This window comes from Rhodopseudomonas sp. NSM (genome assembly GCF_052445935.1).
GTDB lineage: Bacteria > Pseudomonadota > Alphaproteobacteria > Rhizobiales > Xanthobacteraceae > Rhodopseudomonas.
In genome coordinates this window covers 115,542-130,983 of sequence record NZ_JBQTCH010000005.1, presented here as the reverse complement: position 1 = coordinate 130,983, position 15,442 = coordinate 115,542, and the positions used below count along the sequence as shown (strand labels likewise).

16 protein-coding genes and 1 tRNA gene are annotated in these 15,442 nt (G+C 64.5%); 3 read left to right on the top strand and 14 right to left on the bottom strand.

The features are described 5' to 3' along the window. Window positions 1-69 precede the first annotated feature (69 nt). Window positions 70-588: a nuclear transport factor 2 family protein gene (locus ACTZWT_RS14670; RefSeq protein ID WP_444770417.1), complete on the bottom strand. Its 519-nt coding sequence runs from the start codon at window positions 586-588 to the stop codon at window positions 70-72. Between the two features lie 81 nt (window positions 589-669). Continuing rightward, window positions 670-2,808 (bottom strand): TonB-dependent receptor, encoded by a 2,139-nt coding sequence (locus tag ACTZWT_RS14665; protein ID WP_444770416.1) that lies wholly within the window; start codon window positions 2,806-2,808, stop codon window positions 670-672. Between the two features lie 218 nt (window positions 2,809-3,026). Here ACTZWT_RS14665 and nikR point away from each other — a divergent pair, with 218 nt between their 5' ends. Both nikR and ACTZWT_RS14655 read left to right on the top strand, forming a co-directional pair. Continuing rightward, window positions 3,027-3,440, top strand: coding sequence for a nickel-responsive transcriptional regulator NikR (nikR, locus tag ACTZWT_RS14660; protein ID WP_444770415.1), 414 nt, complete (start codon window positions 3,027-3,029; stop codon window positions 3,438-3,440). 177 nt (window positions 3,441-3,617) lie between these two features. Next, window positions 3,618-3,959 (top strand): GrlR family regulatory protein, encoded by a 342-nt coding sequence (locus tag ACTZWT_RS14655; RefSeq protein ID WP_444770414.1) that lies wholly within the window; start codon window positions 3,618-3,620, stop codon window positions 3,957-3,959. 243 nt (window positions 3,960-4,202) lie between these two features. Here ACTZWT_RS14655 and ACTZWT_RS14650 read toward each other — a convergent pair whose 3' ends face one another. From ACTZWT_RS14650 to ACTZWT_RS14635, 4 genes are all read right to left on the bottom strand, one after another. Continuing rightward, a complete protein-coding gene (locus ACTZWT_RS14650) occupies window positions 4,203-4,400 on the bottom strand; it encodes a hypothetical protein (protein WP_444770413.1) in 198 nt (65 codons plus the stop codon). A gap of 608 nt (window positions 4,401-5,008) precedes the next feature. After that, on the bottom strand, window positions 5,009-5,905 hold the full coding sequence (gene draG, locus ACTZWT_RS14645; RefSeq protein WP_444770412.1) for an ADP-ribosyl-[dinitrogen reductase] hydrolase: 897 nt from the start codon (window positions 5,903-5,905) through the stop codon (window positions 5,009-5,011). An 8-nt stretch (window positions 5,906-5,913) separates the two neighbouring features. Continuing rightward, a complete protein-coding gene (locus tag ACTZWT_RS14640; protein ID WP_444770411.1) occupies window positions 5,914-6,723 on the bottom strand; it encodes an NAD(+)--dinitrogen-reductase ADP-D-ribosyltransferase in 810 nt (269 codons plus the stop codon). 131 nt (window positions 6,724-6,854) lie between these two features. Then, window positions 6,855-7,763, bottom strand: a complete 909-nt coding sequence (locus ACTZWT_RS14635) for an AraC family transcriptional regulator (RefSeq protein WP_444770410.1) — start codon at window positions 7,761-7,763, stop codon at window positions 6,855-6,857. A 421-nt stretch (window positions 7,764-8,184) separates the two neighbouring features. Here ACTZWT_RS14635 and ACTZWT_RS14630 point away from each other — a divergent pair. Then, window positions 8,185-8,274, top strand: a tRNA-Ser gene (locus tag ACTZWT_RS14630). An 800-nt stretch (window positions 8,275-9,074) separates the two neighbouring features. Here the strand turns inward: ACTZWT_RS14630 and ACTZWT_RS14625 are convergent. The 8 genes from ACTZWT_RS14625 to ACTZWT_RS14590 form a co-directional block, all read right to left on the bottom strand. Then, window positions 9,075-9,851: an IclR family transcriptional regulator gene (locus ACTZWT_RS14625; RefSeq protein ID WP_444770409.1), complete on the bottom strand. Its 777-nt coding sequence runs from the start codon at window positions 9,849-9,851 to the stop codon at window positions 9,075-9,077. A gap of 118 nt (window positions 9,852-9,969) precedes the next feature. Further along, the gene (cofD, locus tag ACTZWT_RS14620) at window positions 9,970-10,926 is read right to left on the bottom strand and encodes a 2-phospho-L-lactate transferase (RefSeq protein ID WP_444770408.1); all 957 of its coding nucleotides are present in this window, start codon (window positions 10,924-10,926) and stop codon (window positions 9,970-9,972) included. Continuing rightward, window positions 10,923-11,678, bottom strand: a complete 756-nt coding sequence (gene cofE / locus ACTZWT_RS14615; RefSeq protein WP_444770407.1) for a coenzyme F420-0:L-glutamate ligase — start codon at window positions 11,676-11,678, stop codon at window positions 10,923-10,925. The genes cofD and cofE overlap by 4 nt, the downstream gene beginning before the upstream one ends. Before the next feature lie 13 nt (window positions 11,679-11,691). Next, entirely contained in the window at window positions 11,692-12,357 is a 666-nt protein-coding gene (gene npdG, locus ACTZWT_RS14610; RefSeq protein WP_444770406.1) for an NADPH-dependent F420 reductase, read from the bottom strand. A 28-nt stretch (window positions 12,358-12,385) separates the two neighbouring features. Next, window positions 12,386-13,015, bottom strand: coding sequence for a flavin reductase family protein (locus ACTZWT_RS14605; protein WP_444770405.1), 630 nt, complete (start codon window positions 13,013-13,015; stop codon window positions 12,386-12,388). Further along, on the bottom strand, window positions 13,012-14,019 hold the full coding sequence (locus ACTZWT_RS14600; protein ID WP_444770404.1) for an LLM class flavin-dependent oxidoreductase: 1,008 nt from the start codon (window positions 14,017-14,019) through the stop codon (window positions 13,012-13,014). The genes ACTZWT_RS14605 and ACTZWT_RS14600 overlap by 4 nt, the downstream gene beginning before the upstream one ends. Next, window positions 14,016-14,981 carry an LLM class flavin-dependent oxidoreductase gene (locus ACTZWT_RS14595; RefSeq protein WP_444770403.1) on the bottom strand — a complete coding sequence of 322 codons (966 nt, stop codon included), beginning with the start codon at window positions 14,979-14,981 and terminating at the stop codon, window positions 14,016-14,018. The genes ACTZWT_RS14600 and ACTZWT_RS14595 overlap by 4 nt, the downstream gene beginning before the upstream one ends. Then, window positions 14,974-15,441, bottom strand: a complete 468-nt coding sequence (locus ACTZWT_RS14590; RefSeq protein WP_444770402.1) for a (2Fe-2S)-binding protein — start codon at window positions 15,439-15,441, stop codon at window positions 14,974-14,976. Before ACTZWT_RS14590 ends, ACTZWT_RS14595 begins: the two co-directional genes overlap by 8 nt. Window position 15,442 lies beyond the last annotated feature (1 nt).

The window sequence follows — 15,442 nt, the reverse complement described above, 5'->3', positions numbered from 1 at the left end:
GGACGCGGCGCGATTCCGGGCCATCCCGGATTAAAGAGAATCAGCGCCCTTGTCCGGCTCCCGCGATTCTCAGCGGGGACGAGGCCCCTTTACGTCGGTCGCGCGTGGGCGCGCCAGATACGCAACCGTCTCCGGCCGCTGCTTCAGCCAGCCGCCCCAGCGATCGAAGATCTTCGCCATCCGCCCGGGCTCGACGCCGAGCTGCTGCATCGCGACGCCGCCATTGACCGATTCGCGATACTCGCTGAACAGGCCGTCGCGCACGACGAAGCGGCTCATGCCGTCGATCACGACGGACCGGCCTTTGAACTGCGGCACCAGCGAGGTGAAGCTCGACAGCGACCAGGCGTAGCCCATCGTGCCGTCGAACACCGGATCGAACATCTCCCAGCGATAGTCGTCGCCGGCATCGCGCCGGAACAGTTCGACCAGCATATGGGCGATCTCCTTGCGGCCGCGATGCGCGCCGTAGATATAGTCGTAGTAGACGCCGTCCTCGGTGAAGCAGCGCGCGAAGCGATCGCCGTCGCCGGCCTCGGCTGCGAGCGTGAATTCGGTCAGCAGGCGCCGAAAGTCGTCGAGGGTCATGCCGGTCTCCGCGTGCGTGTCCATGCCGCGGCATCGTATCGGCGATTTGCGCCGCGCGACACCGCGTACGGAACACTCTGTTCAGAACGCCCCGGCCAATGTCAGCCGGACGGCCAACGGCTCGGCCGGATGGACGTGACGATCGCCGACGCCGCCGAGCGGCTCGCCCGGCAGCCGTGAGAGATAGTAGTACTCGATCTGATTGGTTCTCGCGTTGAACAGGTTGAGCACGTCGAGCTGAAAACGCAGCCCGTTGTCGAAGCGATAGCCGGCGCGGGCATTGAAGATCAGCGACGCCAGCGAGCGTTCGCTGCCATCCTCGATCAGCGGCCGGGGTCCGAAATAGCGGCCCTTCAGCGCGCCGAACCAACCGGTCCGGCGTCCGAAGGTCAGCCCGGTGCTCGCCACCCAGGCCGGCGCGCCGGGGATCAGATCGCCGGCCGGATCGACATCGGTGAAACGCGCCCGCGTGTAGGCGACGTCCAGATCGAACCCCAGCCATGGCAGCGGCCTGTACTGGCTGGTCCATTCGACGCCGACGCGGCGGCTCGGCCGGCTCGCCTCGGTGGTACCGGCGTCGCCGACGAACAGCAGCTCGGAGTCGAAGTCGAGCACGAACACGGCCAGCGACGTGGTCAGTCCCGGGACGGCGCGATTGCGGACGCCGAGTTCGGCGCCTTTCGAGCGCACCAGCAGCGGCACGCGATCGGCCGGCGTGGTCTTGTCGGCCGGATCGAGCGTGATGGTGGCGCCGCGGATGTCGTTGCTGTGCAATCCAGTTCCGGCATTGCCGAACAGCTCGGTCGCCAGCCACGGGCCGAGCACGATGCCGATTTTGGGGCTGGTCATCGTCGCCGACGCCGAACCGGAATTCGCCGGCGTATCGCTGACCACGCGGCCGCCGACATAATCCTCGCGCACGCCCGCTGTGGTGCGCAGCCAATCGGTCCAGCGCACCGTGGTGTCGGTCCACAGCCCGAGCGATTGCTCGGCGACATCGTCGGCGCGCACCGTCGACAGCCAGTCGCGCTGCAGCGTCTTGGCGAGGCCGAGGCTGATACTGTCGGCACGGCCCTGCAATCCGATGCGGGTCTCCACCGGCAGCCCGGCGAAGCGGTAGTCGAAGCGCTGGGTGCCGTTCAGCCCCAATACAGTGCGGCGGTCGTACTGGTTGAACTGATCGCCGTTGATCGGATCGTCGAGATCGTAAGTGAAGTTGTTGTAGAGCTGCATCGACGAGCGGATCACATAGGCGTTCAGATCGGTCTGGCCGATGGCACTCGAGCGCGCGAACCGGCCGGACAGGCTGAAGCGGCTGGCGTTTCCGCCGTCGGTCGGATCGAGCGAGCCGTAGCGGCCGATCACGCCCTGATCGATCGCGCGCTGCGCCACCTGATCGGTCGAGGTCCAGCGGTTGGCATAGGCCATGCCGGTGAGCGAGAAGCCGTCCGTCATCGTGCCCTGGCTGTAGCGCAGCACGCCGTTCAGCTTGCGGACATTGTCGGGCACGTCCCAGGGGCCGTTATAGGTGTTGGCCTCGAACGCGGCGAGCAGCGTCCCCTCGCCCGCTCTGGTCGAGCCCGCCCCGAGCAGCCTTCGATAACCGAAGCTGCCCAGCGTCACTTCGGCGAGGTTGTTCGGCATTGCGCGCAAGTAATCGATACTCACCGCGCCGGCGGAGCCGAAATCGCCAACATCGGCGAAGTACGGGCCCTTGCGCAGCGTCAGCGTGCTGATCAGCTCCGGGATCATGAAATTGATATCGGCGTAGCCCTGGCCGTGGCCGTGGGTCGGCATATTGACCGGCATGCCGTCGACGCTGATCGCAAGATCGGTGCCGTGGTCGAGATTGAAGCCGCGCAGAAAATACTGGTTGGCCTTGCCCTCGCCGGAGTGCTGGGTGACCACGAGCCCGGGCACCGCTTCGAGCACCGCGCCGACTCGCGAGACCGGCATCGCGTTGACGTCGGCGCCGCTGATCACGCGCGCGCTCGCGGTCTGGTTCTGCGGCGCGCCGGGCGGGGTCAGTCCGGAGTCGGCCGACGGCGCGGCATCTGCGGCTGCGGTCGGGACAGGGGCCGCGCGTCGAGGCGTCGTGGAATCGCGACGAGGGCGGCGGACCAGGCTGCGCGCGCCGCGCGATGGTGCATCGATCGCAATCGGGGGCAACGCCTCGACCCGCGTCCGTGGAGTCTGCCCCTGCGCCGGAGCGGATGCCATGGCGGTGCCGAAGATCACGCAACCGGCCGCTACGCCGCGCGCCATCCTCCGGAGGTTTGTACCAAGCACGCTCGCCCCCGTCGCATCTTGCCTGGTTGCAAGACGCGCGCGCTCAAGATCTGCTATCGCAGGCGGTCCCGGCAGATCGCCCGAGCCGGTAGCGTGGCACGGTCGGTATGACAATGTCAATAAAACTGCATACAAAAACGAGGCCCGCGATGCACCGCGTCACCGTCACCTTGGACGACGATCTGATGAACAAGCTCGACGCCATCATCGCCGCGCGCGGTTACCAGAACCGTTCGGAAGCGATCCGCGATTTGGCGCGGATCGGCATTCAGCAGACCACCTCGGAGGACAACGGCGAGAACTGCGTCGGTGCGATGGTCTACACCTACGATCATTCCAAGCGCGATCTTCCGCGCAAGCTGACGCAGAGCTTCCACAATCACCACGAGCTGTCGCGCGCGACCATGCACGTGCATCTCGACCACGACCAATGCCTCGAAGTCACCATCCTCGACGGCAAGGCGAGCGAGATGCAACATTTCGCGGATCACATCTTCTCGGAACGCGGCGTGCGCTATGGTCGGCTGGTGACGATCCCGGCGACCGGCGACGGCCACGACTGACGCACTCCGCTCGTCGAGCGCCCGACCCGCGAGTCGGCGCCTTCGGGTGGAGCGATCATGGCGGCGGGCAGATGTGCGGGGGCGAAGCAGAACTCCAGGATGGAGTGCAAATGCATTAGCAAAGCCGTAAACCTACGGTGGTAGACAGCCACATATTCACCGAATCCGAGATTTGACATGACAAATAGTCTCAAGGGCTTTTACAGGGCCGAATTTGAAACGGCGCGGAAGAAGGCGCGTGGAGTCGTGTTGCTACAGGACGGTCAGATCCGCGGCGGAGATTCCACATTCGCGTATATCGGGTCGTACACTCAGGAAGGCGTCACGGTATCGGGTAGCGTCCGCGGGGTCCGGCACGCCAATATCCACCGCCCCGACCATGTTTCGGTTTTCGGCATCGATCCGGTCGAGGTCGTGTTCGACGGCGTCGCCAAGGACGGCTACGTTTCGATCGAAGGCGTCGCCCGCGAAACGCCGAGCCTGTCGCTACGCGGCCTTCTCACCCGGATCGGGGACTAAAGCGCTTCATCGACGGATTGAAGCAATGCGCCTTTCTCGGGTGCAAAGACGTCATCCTGAGAGCCTGCCCCGAACGTGATCCGGGGTGCGCGCGTAGCGCACCTCGAAGGATGCGCCGCGCACAGCGCGGCCCCAGCGGACCTCGAAGAATGACGGCGGCAGCCGGATTGGGAGCCCTGACTCCATCAAAAGCAGACCTGCTCCAGCTCGCCGACTTCGTGCTGCGTGCTGCGTGCCGGCCGATCAGCTCGGTGCCTTCAGTTCCGGTGACGACAACCATCCCCGGATGTTGGCAGCGGTATCAAGTTCGCGTGCCTGATCGAGCAGGCGCTCGCGTTCGGCATTCGCCGCCGGATCGCCGGCCTGATGTCGCGACTGCTCGGCCGGCTCGGTCAGGCGTTGACCGAGCGACTTCGGATTGAGGGGCGGTCTTGGATACATCAGACTTTCTCCCTGTCCTTCGGAAATGGCGGGAGCGCAATGCGCACTCACATCACCGTTGGATCCCGATGCCTCGCGGCGATGATGAACAATATGGGGCGCAGACTCCGCATTGCCAGTGACAATTAAGTGCAGACAGTGCGGCAATCCGCTCCATTCTCAAACAGCTGCCGACGCAACGAGGCGAAGGCGCGAGACGCGGCATTGTTCCGACAGCGCGAACGGATTCGGTATTTCCGTGTGAAATCCGATCGACTGATCGCGTTGCGTTCAGCACATCGTAACGCTGTGACACGCCACGCCGGCGACCATCGCGCGGTTCCAACTCCTTTTTAACGCCGGCCGCCGAAACTCGGCTGCGAGGGCTAACAACAACCCTTGCAATCGAGTCAAAACAAGTGGGAAGGCAGTCATGGCAACGTTCGAACACCTGTCGGATCAGCTCGACAATCACGGAGTGCTGTATCGTGGCCTCCACAATTTCCTCGCGCAGTTCGTCGAACTGCTCGAAATCGATCGACGCTGAGCATCGTCACTAAACGGTCGCCGTCGCGTCGATCAATCGAGACGATCAGGAAGGCCTCGCGCGATGCGGGGCCTTTCCGGTTTCAGGCGTCACATTCACGGCGGGCGATGGCGAGCAGCCGCGGCACCTGGTCGCGGATCGCTGCCGTGACATGGCGATCGAGCCGGTCGAGCCAGCGCCTCGGAATCGCCGCCGGCCCATAGGTCGCGCCCGCGAGCATCGCCGCGAGTGCGCCGGTGGTGTCGGCGTCACCGCCATGGTTGACGGTTGCGATCACGCAGTCATCGAACGTCGTCGTGTTGAAGTAGTAATGCAGCACGGTCTGCATCGTATCGACCACATAGGCAGAGGATTGGCAACGGAACGGCTCGAACCTGAAGCTGCGGTGAGTTTCGACAAGTTCGTCCGCGACCGCGCGGGCGCCCGCGCGGCCTTCGCCCGCGAGCAGCGCCTGCAGCATCCGCACCAGCGCCAGCGCCGCGCCGTCGGACAACGGATGGTGATGGGTGATGTGGCCCTGCGCCACGGTCCATGCTGCCGCCTCCTCCGCCGGCCGGCCGAATGTCGCCAGCGCGAGCGGCAGGATCCGCATCGCCGCGCCGTTGCCGGCGTCGCCTTCGAAATACGGCCCTTCGACGGTGCCGCTGGTGATGTAGCGGCGGATACCACGGCGGCAGGTGCTGCCGACATCGACCGGTCCGGTTTTGAGCCAGGCGGCAAACTCCTCGCAGACGTCACGCACGTCGAAGCCGCCGCATCGGATCAGCGAGCGGCCGAGCGCCAGCGCCATGTCGGTGTCGTCGGTCACCTGCCCGGGCTTCAGCCGCAGCCAGCCGCCGCCGATGACGTCCTTGTGCACGCCGTGGCGCTCGATGATTTCCGACGGCGTCATGAACTCGACGGTGGCGCCGAGCGCGTCGCCGATGGCGAAGCCGAGATAGGCCGCAAGCGCCCGATCCTCGATGCTGGGCCCGGTCATTGCGATCCTCAGAAATAGCTCGCGGTGACGCGATAGGCGCCGCCGATCACCAGATACTCGCCCTCGCCTTTCAGCGGATGCGCGGCGAGCAGCCGGTTGAAGAACAAGATCTTGGGCACCGGCACCCGAACGGTCAGGATGGTGTCGCCGAAACAGTCGGCGACGCTGCGGTCCGACGAGAACGACGTCAGATTGTTCAGCCGCATCACGACGTGGCGCTTGTCGATGCGCTGCACGATCTGGTGTTCGTCGAACCCGTTGACGCCGCGATACAGCGTGACATGGGTGCTACCGGCGGCGGAAAAATGCGCCAGCGCCCATTGGCAGAATTCGAACAGCAGATCGAGTTGCACGTAGATCGCGTTGTTGTGGAAGCGGCTCGACATCTTCTGCTCGACATAGTGGGTCCATGGCGGGCTCGCGATCCGCCGGATCGGGTCCTTGTGAAACGTCGGAAAAATACCGAACCGGCTTTCGACCCAGCCCTTCAGCACCGCGCCTTCCGGCCCGTTGCTGTCGAAGCCCCAGCCCTTGATCAGGTCGAGGAACGACGAGCGGAAGCGGTTGCGGCCGTCCGCCCTGCGCACCCGCTGCTCCGCATCGATGCCGAACAGCGCGGCCATGTAGCAGGAAAACGCCACGCCGGCGTCGGCGAGATCCGCCGCCTGGCCGAGCATCTCGAACAGGCTCGGATTCATCTCGCGCACGCCGGCGATATGCAGCGGCACCGGCTGGTCGTTGAAGGCGACATCGGTGAGATATCCCATCGGCACGCCGACGAGATTGGTGGAATGTCCGATGCCCCCTGCTGAGGTCAATGCTGCCGGCTCTGCCGCTTGCGCCCGCGAGCGCTTCAACGAAATCACGCCTTTCGTCTAGCGGAGCCGGCCGCTGCTGCCTATGCGCATCTCGGCTAACCGTCGTGCGCCGCGGCCGCTGCTTCGCCCGCTCAGCGCGCGCGCGCCAGCGTCTCCGACGGCAATTCGCCGTGCTTCTGGCGATAATCGTGGGCGAAATGGCCGAGATTGCTGAAGCCGCAGGCAAACGCCACCGAAGTGACCGAGCGCGACGGGTCGCCCTGCAGCAGCATTTCGCGGGCCTTGTTGAGCCGTATCGTCTTGGCGAACGCCATCGGCGAATAGCCGCGGTGCTTCTGAAACGACTTGAACAGGCTGCGGACACCGACATTGGTCACGGCCGCGAGATCGTTGATGGTGATCGCCCTGTTCCATGCCGCCGCGATGAATTCCTCGGCGACGCGGACGTAGTCCGGCGCGGTGTCCGGCGCATTGCGATCGAGCTGGTCACTGAAATTGTGCCGCGCCACGCTCAGCAACGACACCATCAGCGTGTGCTCGAATTCGCGCAGCATCAGCGGCGGCAAAGGTGGCTTCGCCGGATCGACATGCCGGGCGAGAAACAGGCCGAAGTCGCGTAGCGCCAGCGCGCCGCAATCGTCGATCCGCACGGTCGGCGCGAACACCAGCCGGCCGCGCGGCTTGACGCCCAGCATCGCCTCGAGCGTGGCCATCAGTTTCTCATTGGAGAACCGGATCACCAGTTGCTCGTAGCCGGCGCCGTACTCGAGCCGCGACGGCGTGCCCGGCGACGACACGCACCAGCGCTCGCGATCGACCTCGACGCTGGAGCCGCCCGACGTGGTCCGGCCGTTGCCGCGCAACGCGATCTGCAGCCGGGCGAAGTCGGTTTCGGAAAATTCGACGACCGATTGCGAGGCGTAGCGGCAGAAGCCGAAGGCCGTCACGTCGAGCTTGACGAAGCTGCCGAACCCTTCGAACCCCTCGGCCTCCGCGGAGAAGGCCTGCGCGCCATAGAAATTGATGAGCGCATGGCGCATTTTCTCGGTGTCCGTCGTGTGGATGACCGGGTTCCGGTTCAGCGGATAATCAGGGTCAAAGGCGCTCGCAGAAGCGTCGGACATGCGGTGAGGACTCCGTCCAGGACCTGTTTCGCCCGGCTTTCGGCCCAGGCGCCGCACAAGCTAGTTGTGCGGCCCAGATCCCACCGCTCAATACCGAACACGTCCGCCCAATCACCGCTCTTATGATAAAATTACATCAAAACTGATGCAATAATGCCGCATTTATGAATGCGGCGTCGGCCACGATGCCCCCGCGCAACGAGTTCCAGCCGATCTCAGGGGCGCAGGCGTATCGACTGTGGCCTTGCGGACACCGGCGAAGCAGCCCCTCGCGCGGCAGACCGCTTAACACTTCCCCAGACGGATACGCTTTGCTAAGCCGCTGTCGCTCCAGCCTGGAAGGGTGGCCGAGCGGTTTAAGGCACCGGTCTTGAAAACCGGCGTGCCCGCAAGGGTACCGTGGGTTCGAATCCCACCCCTTCCGCCATAGACCGTTGATTGTATTTTGCAAAATCTGTTGACGGGCAAGCGCACGTTTTACAACCCATAACGCGAAATTCGACCTGCAACAATGCTGCAACGATTTTTCTGTTGCAGACGGCCCCGGCCGCGCCCACGTCGCTGAAGGATCTTCTGCGGAAGTTCTTGTAGTAAACCCTGGCGGATTCGACCGACAATTCAGGGCTCCCTTTCTTGAAAAGTACCCGCCCGCTTCGCTCAAACTCACAATGGGTGGCCACTGGTGGCGGTCTGGGCGCTTCCCGAAGCCAATCCCTTTTGCAGGGTCTCCGCGACAACGGCAGGCTCTGGGACTGCCTGCTCGGTCTGCTCGATCCCGAAACGAGCGCCCGATATCCCGATCCAGTGCTGCAAACGAATGTCGAATTCAGCTACATTAGTTACGTCGCAACGGCCAATACCCTGGAGCCGTTGCCGGCCGTACTACTCGACCGCTTCCGGATCATTGCATTCCCAAAGCCTACCCTAAACGATCTCGATGCCTCTTGCCCGGTTTGATCGAAGATATCGCTTCGAATCGCGGCATAGACCGACGCTGGATCACTCCTTTTGACGTGCACGAGCGCGCTGCAATCGAGGCCATCTGGTGCGGCGGATCAGTGCGCCGCCTACGTCGGGTTCTCGAGTCTGTCCTTCAGTCCCCCGATCGCATCGCCCCGAGACATTGACGGACGGAACATGTTTATCAGAGATGCGCTTGACGTTCGGAACACTAAGCTAAGACTCTTCATATTGTCCGCTTCTGACCCTAAGCGGACTAGCCGCGCTTCATCGCAGCGAGCCAAGCCTTCTTGAAGCTCTGTTCGCGGAATTCTTGACCATCCCGCAAAGCTCATCAATCGCCCGTGCGGAAAGCCGTTGGCGAGGCACCGCGCCGCTTAAGGCAGCAATGATTTCGCCGCTCGCGTCTCGAACGGGTGCACCGACGGCAAAGACGTTGTCGAGATTTTCCTCATCGCAGATGACGTAGCCGAGACGCCGGCCTTCCTTGAGGTCCTTGAGCAGCGCTGAAGTCGATCGTTTGGTCTTCTTGGTCAATTGCTTGAGAGGCGAGGTGCCGAGCAACTCGTGCACGTCATCATCCGCGTGGTCGAGCAGCAAAGCCTTTCCGAGAGCGGTCGAGTGCAGATAGGTCCGCGATCCCGGCGCATTGGTGATTGAAATCGGCCCCCCACTCTGCACCGCCGCCAGATACACGACGTCTTTGCCACGGAGTACTCCGAGGAAGCTGTTGACCTGATGTTTTTCGGCCAGCAGGTGCAGCTCGGGCGCGGTGGCGGCGTTCAGATCAGTCGCGGTCAGGAACGCGGAGCCGATCTGGAATGCCTTGTAGCCAATCTTCCATTTCGAACTGCCGAGCGACTTCTCGACGAAGCCGGCCTCGGACAGCGTGTTGATGAGTCGTTGCGCGATGCTCGGAGCCACGCCAAGCTGGCGGCCCAGTTCGCGAACCCCAAGTTCGCCATCACGGCCAAGCAACTCGAGCAGCGCCAAGGCTCGCGCCACCGTCTGGCTGCCGGTCGCTGTTTTGCTCTCGCTCGTCATCCAGATATCCATACTAACGAGCTGCCCAGCTCGCGTGATTATTCAGGTCGCACGCCTCTACGGATAGCCGGTCGTCCACCGCAGTCAAAAGCTTCTTTTGTCGAAGCCAGAACCACTGTCAGGCATTGCGGAGCGTTCGCGAGAGATCAAGGCAGCTTTGGGCGAGCATAACCCGGTCGTCTCGCGAGCGCATCACCGTCGGCACGACGTGCACCGCCATGCCAAGCGACGCAATTTCCCCAGCGAGCGCCCGGTCGCAATCGTCGATGACGATGCCGTCGGCAAGTCCGCGATAATGCGCGGCGACGCCGAATGCCGACACCGGCGCCTTGAGCTCCTGCATGATCTTGGCGGCCGGCCCCTTGATGGCGGCGCCGCCGACGATCGGCGAAACCACGATGATCGGGATACTAAGGCTTGTGAGCCACTGCCGGACACCCGGTACCGCCAGGATCGGATCGATGCTGAGATACGGATTCGACGGACATACAATGACGGCCTGCAGCTGCGGCAGCGCTCCGAGCTGGGGATTGAGGCGCGCGCGCTCGGCTCCCGAATAGGTGATGGCATCGACCGGCACATCGCAAGCCAGCCGCACGAAGTACTCCTGAAACGCGATGGTCCGCTCGCCGCTGTGGATCATGGTGCGCACGGGGTCGTCGGACATCGGCAGCAGCCGCGACGTGATGCCGAGGGCGGCGCAGAGTTCGGCCGTCACCTGGGTGAGCGTGGCGCCGCCGCGCAACCGCTCGGTGCGATACGCATGGGTCGCGAGGTCACGGTCGCCGAGCCTGAACCACGCCGGCCCGCCAAAGCGCGCGAGCTGCTCCATGAAGGCCCACGTCTCGCCTTCGAGGCCCCAGCCCTGCTGTTTGTTGGCGACGCCGCCCAGCGTGTAGGTCACTGTGTCGAGGTCGGGGCTGATGTGGAAGCCAAGGTGCTCGAAGTCGTCGCCGGTGTTCACGACGACGGTCAACTTGTCGCCGAGCAGATGCGCCAGCCCGTCCGCAAGCTTGGCGCCGCCGACGCCGCCGGCCAGCGCGACGATGTGATCTTCCGGTTTGGGGGTACTCATCGAAACAGATCCATGCTTTTCGGCCGCAGCAAATCGCGCGCGCTGCCGCTGCCGGACAGGTCGATGCCGCGCACCACAACAACCGGCGTCGCCTCCGCCGCCTGCCCCATCACCAGCGAGGCTGCCGCCGCGACTTCGTCAGCAGCACCGACCTCGGTGGTCTCGAGCTTGCGGCCGAACAGATCCGGCTGGCCGCGGAGGTCGCTGAGTGCAGAGATGCCGCTGGCGCCAATCGTGGTGCCAATCGTTCCGGTGCGCCAGGCGCGCCCGATGCTGTCGATGATCATCACGCCGACTTTTGCCACGGCCTTCTCGGCGATGCGTGCACGGATCCGCTTGGCCGAGCCGTCAGGGTCGAGCGGGAGCAGCAAGGCGGTCTCGCCTTCGACATTGGAACGATCGATGCCTGCATTTGCGAGCACCAGGCCGAGCCGGTGCTCAACGATAATCACACCGGGGCGCACACGCAGTAGCTCATTGGATTCTCCAAGGATCAGCTCGACGATTCGCGGATCCTTGTGCGCCTGCGCGGCGATCTCAATGGCCCGCGGCGAAGGTGTCACACCGGCGAGTTCGACGCTGCGGCCCTCGGCCTTGGACACGACCTTCTGGGCGATGACGACGACGTCGTGATCCTTCAGATGGTTCCCGGCAGATGCCAGCGCAGCCAGGATCAGACCGGCGAGGTCGTCGCCGGCTTTGACCAGCGGTATCCCCTCGACGGCATAAAGCTGCACGGAACGCTTGAACAAGGATCGGGTCTCCTCAGGGGAGACCGGTGATTCGTACTCCCGCGTCGGGAATCTTATAGAACTTGTTGATCCAAATCAGCGCCGAAGTGAGGCTCTCCGAGACCACCGAATTGATCAGCGGACCAATGTCGATGCCGCGCAAGCCGGCGTCAACGGCAAGCTGGATCACGACGGCGCGTGCTTCCTTGTCGTCGCCGGCGACCAGCACGTCGCAATCGATCATATGGTCGGGATCCTTGAGCTTATGTGCCGACACGTTCTGGAACGCCGACACCACCCGCACGCCGCCGCCGAGCAGCGTCTGCACCGCGACGACGCAGGAATCGGTCTCCGGCAGCTGCACCCGGGTGACCTTCGGCGGCACCAGCGGCACGGTGACGTCGATCAGGATCTTACCCTGCAGCGCGTCCTTCAGCCCCTGCACGGTCGCGATCTGCGCCTGATACGGCACCGTCAGCACCACGATGTCGGCCGCAGCCACGCCGGCGGCGCTGTCGAGGCCCTCGATGTGGCCCCCGCCGAGACGGGTCTTGAGATCTTCAGCCGCAGCCTTGGCCTTGGCGGCGTCGCGCGACGCGATGATGACGCGGTGGCCGTGCTTGGCCCAGCGCAGCGCCAGTCCGCCGCCTTCGGCGCCGGTGCCGCCGACAACGCAGATCGTAGGGGTGTTTGCAGTCATGGCGTCCTCTTGTTGTATTGTCGTGCCGTCAGACGGCGACGATGTCGCCGAGCCGCACGTAGCTACGACCGCCGATCCGGGCGAGCGGCGCGTACGCCTGTGGATCGATCTTGCAGTTGTTGGTCAGACCTTCGGCGATGTGCATCTCGACGACGCGGCCGACGACGAAATTGTTGGGCGCGTCACCGAATTGCAGCACCTGCTCGAGCTTGCACTCGAACTGGATCTTGCTGCCCGCGAGCCGCGGCGTCTTGATTCTGCGTGACGGCAGTGTCCTGAATCCGAGCAGATCGACTTCGCTGACGTGGCGCGGATGATCTTCGCTCGCCTGCTGGACGACCACCTCCCAGCCCTCGGGGACCATGTTGATGACAAATTCCCCGTTGTCCTTGACGTTGGCGACGGTGTCCTTGACGTCCTCGCTGCCGGTGCGCGGGCCGACCGAGAAGCCGAGCAGCCCCGGATCGACGGCCAGGATCACGAACTGGCTGAACGGCGCGCCGTTGACGATATTGTTCGGGCCGAGCGAAGTTACGAAGGCGATCGGCCGCGGGATCACCGCGCCGGTGAGGATCTTGTAACGGTCGGCGCGGCTGAGCGCGGCGAGGTCGATCGAGTCGAACTGCTGTTCTCCCGCCGTCGCCGCGAGCGTGCTCATGCCGGCACCTTGGCCATCACTTCGGTGCCGAACCATTCGATCTGCTCGTTCATCTCCTCAACCGTGTCGGCTGGAAACATCAGCGCACTGCAATGCTGCACGCCGATCGACCGCAGTTTCTCGATCTTCTCCAGGATAACGTCCGGCGAGCCGACGAGGTTGGCGATCACCTGATGGCCGAGATCGCGGCCGGTATAGGCCAGCGATACGCGATGAGCGACCAGACCGCTTTCCATGTAGCGCCTTTCCGCCTCTTCCATCGTCTTGGCGATGGTGCAGGAGAATTGCGGGGCGATCTCGATCGAAGCCGGATCGCGGCCGAGCTCGGCGGCGCGTGCCTTGAGGTCCTTGATGCGCTGCTCCATCTCGGTCAGCGGCCGCCAGCCCGGCAGCCAGCCCTGGCCGTAGCGAGCGGCCCGCTCGATCGCTTCGAGATTGTGCCCGCCGATATACAGCGGGAACGGCTGCGCCCGGCTCTTCGGGAACATCTCGACGTCCTTGAACGAGTAGTAGGCACCCTCGTGGCTGGCGCTCGGCTGGTTGAACAACATGTCGAGCGCGAGCAGCCCCTCGTCCATCATGTCGCCGCGGCGTGCCTTGGCGGCGCGCGAGCCGCCCCAGGCGAGAAACTCCTCGCGATAGGCGCCGAGCCCGACCGCCATGATGAAGCGGCCGTTGGACATCTGGTCGAGCGAGATCGCCTGCTTGGCGAGATACACCGGGTCGCGCATCGGCAGCACGGTCAGCGCGGTGCCTAGCTTGATGGTCTTGGTGGCGCCGGCGATTGCCGCCAGCACGATCAGCGGCTCATAGAAATTCGGCGGCTTTCCGGGAAACAGGTCGCGCACGTAGTTCTGGGTGGTGATGTGATCGTTGCCCCACACCGAATCATAGCCGAGGCGCTCGCAGAGCTGCGCCTGGGCGATGAAATCCTCCGGCCCCGCGAACGGGATCGGATACATCACGCCTTCGAATCCGGTCGACAGACAGACACTGAACTTCATGCGTTTCTCCTCGGCGTTTTCAATATGGCTTCGATCTGGGCGCAGCCGCGTACGCCAGCGATGACGATCTCGTCGAGGCCGGAGGCGTGATAATCGGCCAGCCGCCGGTGCAGCAGTTCCGGCGTGCCGCTGGCGGCGTGGCGCGCGACGATGTCGTCGCCGATCATCGCCTCGGCGGTCGCCCAATCCTCTGCTATCACCGCGGCGTTCAGCGCCGCCTGGTCGAGCACGCTGCCGGCGAGATCGAGATTCGCCCTGTGATGGGCGCCGCGCAGCAGGATGGCCAGGATGCGGCGCACCCGGTCGTTGGCGCGCGTGGCGTCGTCGTCGACCGAGGCATAGACGAGGCCCGAGGTCTTGATGTTGCGGCCCTTGGCGCCACGCGCCACGCTCTTCAAGGTCTGCTGCACAAACGGCACGGACGCGCCGGCGCTGATCAGAACGCCGTCGGCTTCGGCGCCGGCGAGTTCGAGCATCTGCGGCCCCGATGCGGCGAGCACGATCGGAATGCCGGCGCCGAGCGGCGCCAGTCGCCGGTGATCAACACGAAACGTCTCGCCCTGGAACGTCACCGTCTCGCCGGACAGCAGCGCGCGGACGAGCTGCAGCGCCTCGCGCATTGCGCGCAGCGGCTTGGCGCCATCGATACCTGCCGCGGCGAGATCGGCGGGAGCGCCGACGCCGAGGCACAGTTTGACGCGGCCGGGGAATTGCTCGGCCAGTGTCGCAACCGCCATGGCGATCTGCACCGGATGCTGGGTCAGAGGACTGATCGCCATCAGCGCAACCTTGAGCCGCTGCGTCTGGCTGAGCGTCAGCGCGCCGAGTACGGCGGGATCGCGCAGGAACAGATGATTGGCGATCCAGATGGTGTCGGCGCCACCGGCTTCGCCGGCCGCGACCTTGGCGCGAAACGCGGCCGGATCGTCGCGACCGTCGCTGGAGATCGAAAGCTCAGACAAGGCTCTTCACCGCTTCGAGGATCTTGATGTAGCCGGTGCAGCGACAGATGTTGCCGCGCAGATAGTGCCGGATCTCCTGCTCGGTCGGCTGCGGATGCTGCGCGAGCAGCGCCGTCGTGGCCAGCACCATGCCGGGCGTGCAGAAGCCGCATTGCATCGCCGCGTGGTCGACGAATGCCTGCTGCACCCTACTGAGTTCGCCGTTCTGCGCCAGGCCTTCGACCGTCACCACCGTCTTGCCGTCGATATCGGCGGCGAGCGAAGTGCAGCTACTCATAGGCAGGCCGTCGACCAGCACCGTGCAGGCGCCGCACACTTGCACGTCGCAGGAGCGCTTGGTGCCTTTCAGTCCAAGATCGTCGCGCAGGAAGTCGATCAGCAGTTCGAACGGCGCCACCGAACGCGTCTGCGGCGCGCCGTTGAGCGTGAAGGAAATGTCGAGCGAAGCGAGATCGGCCATG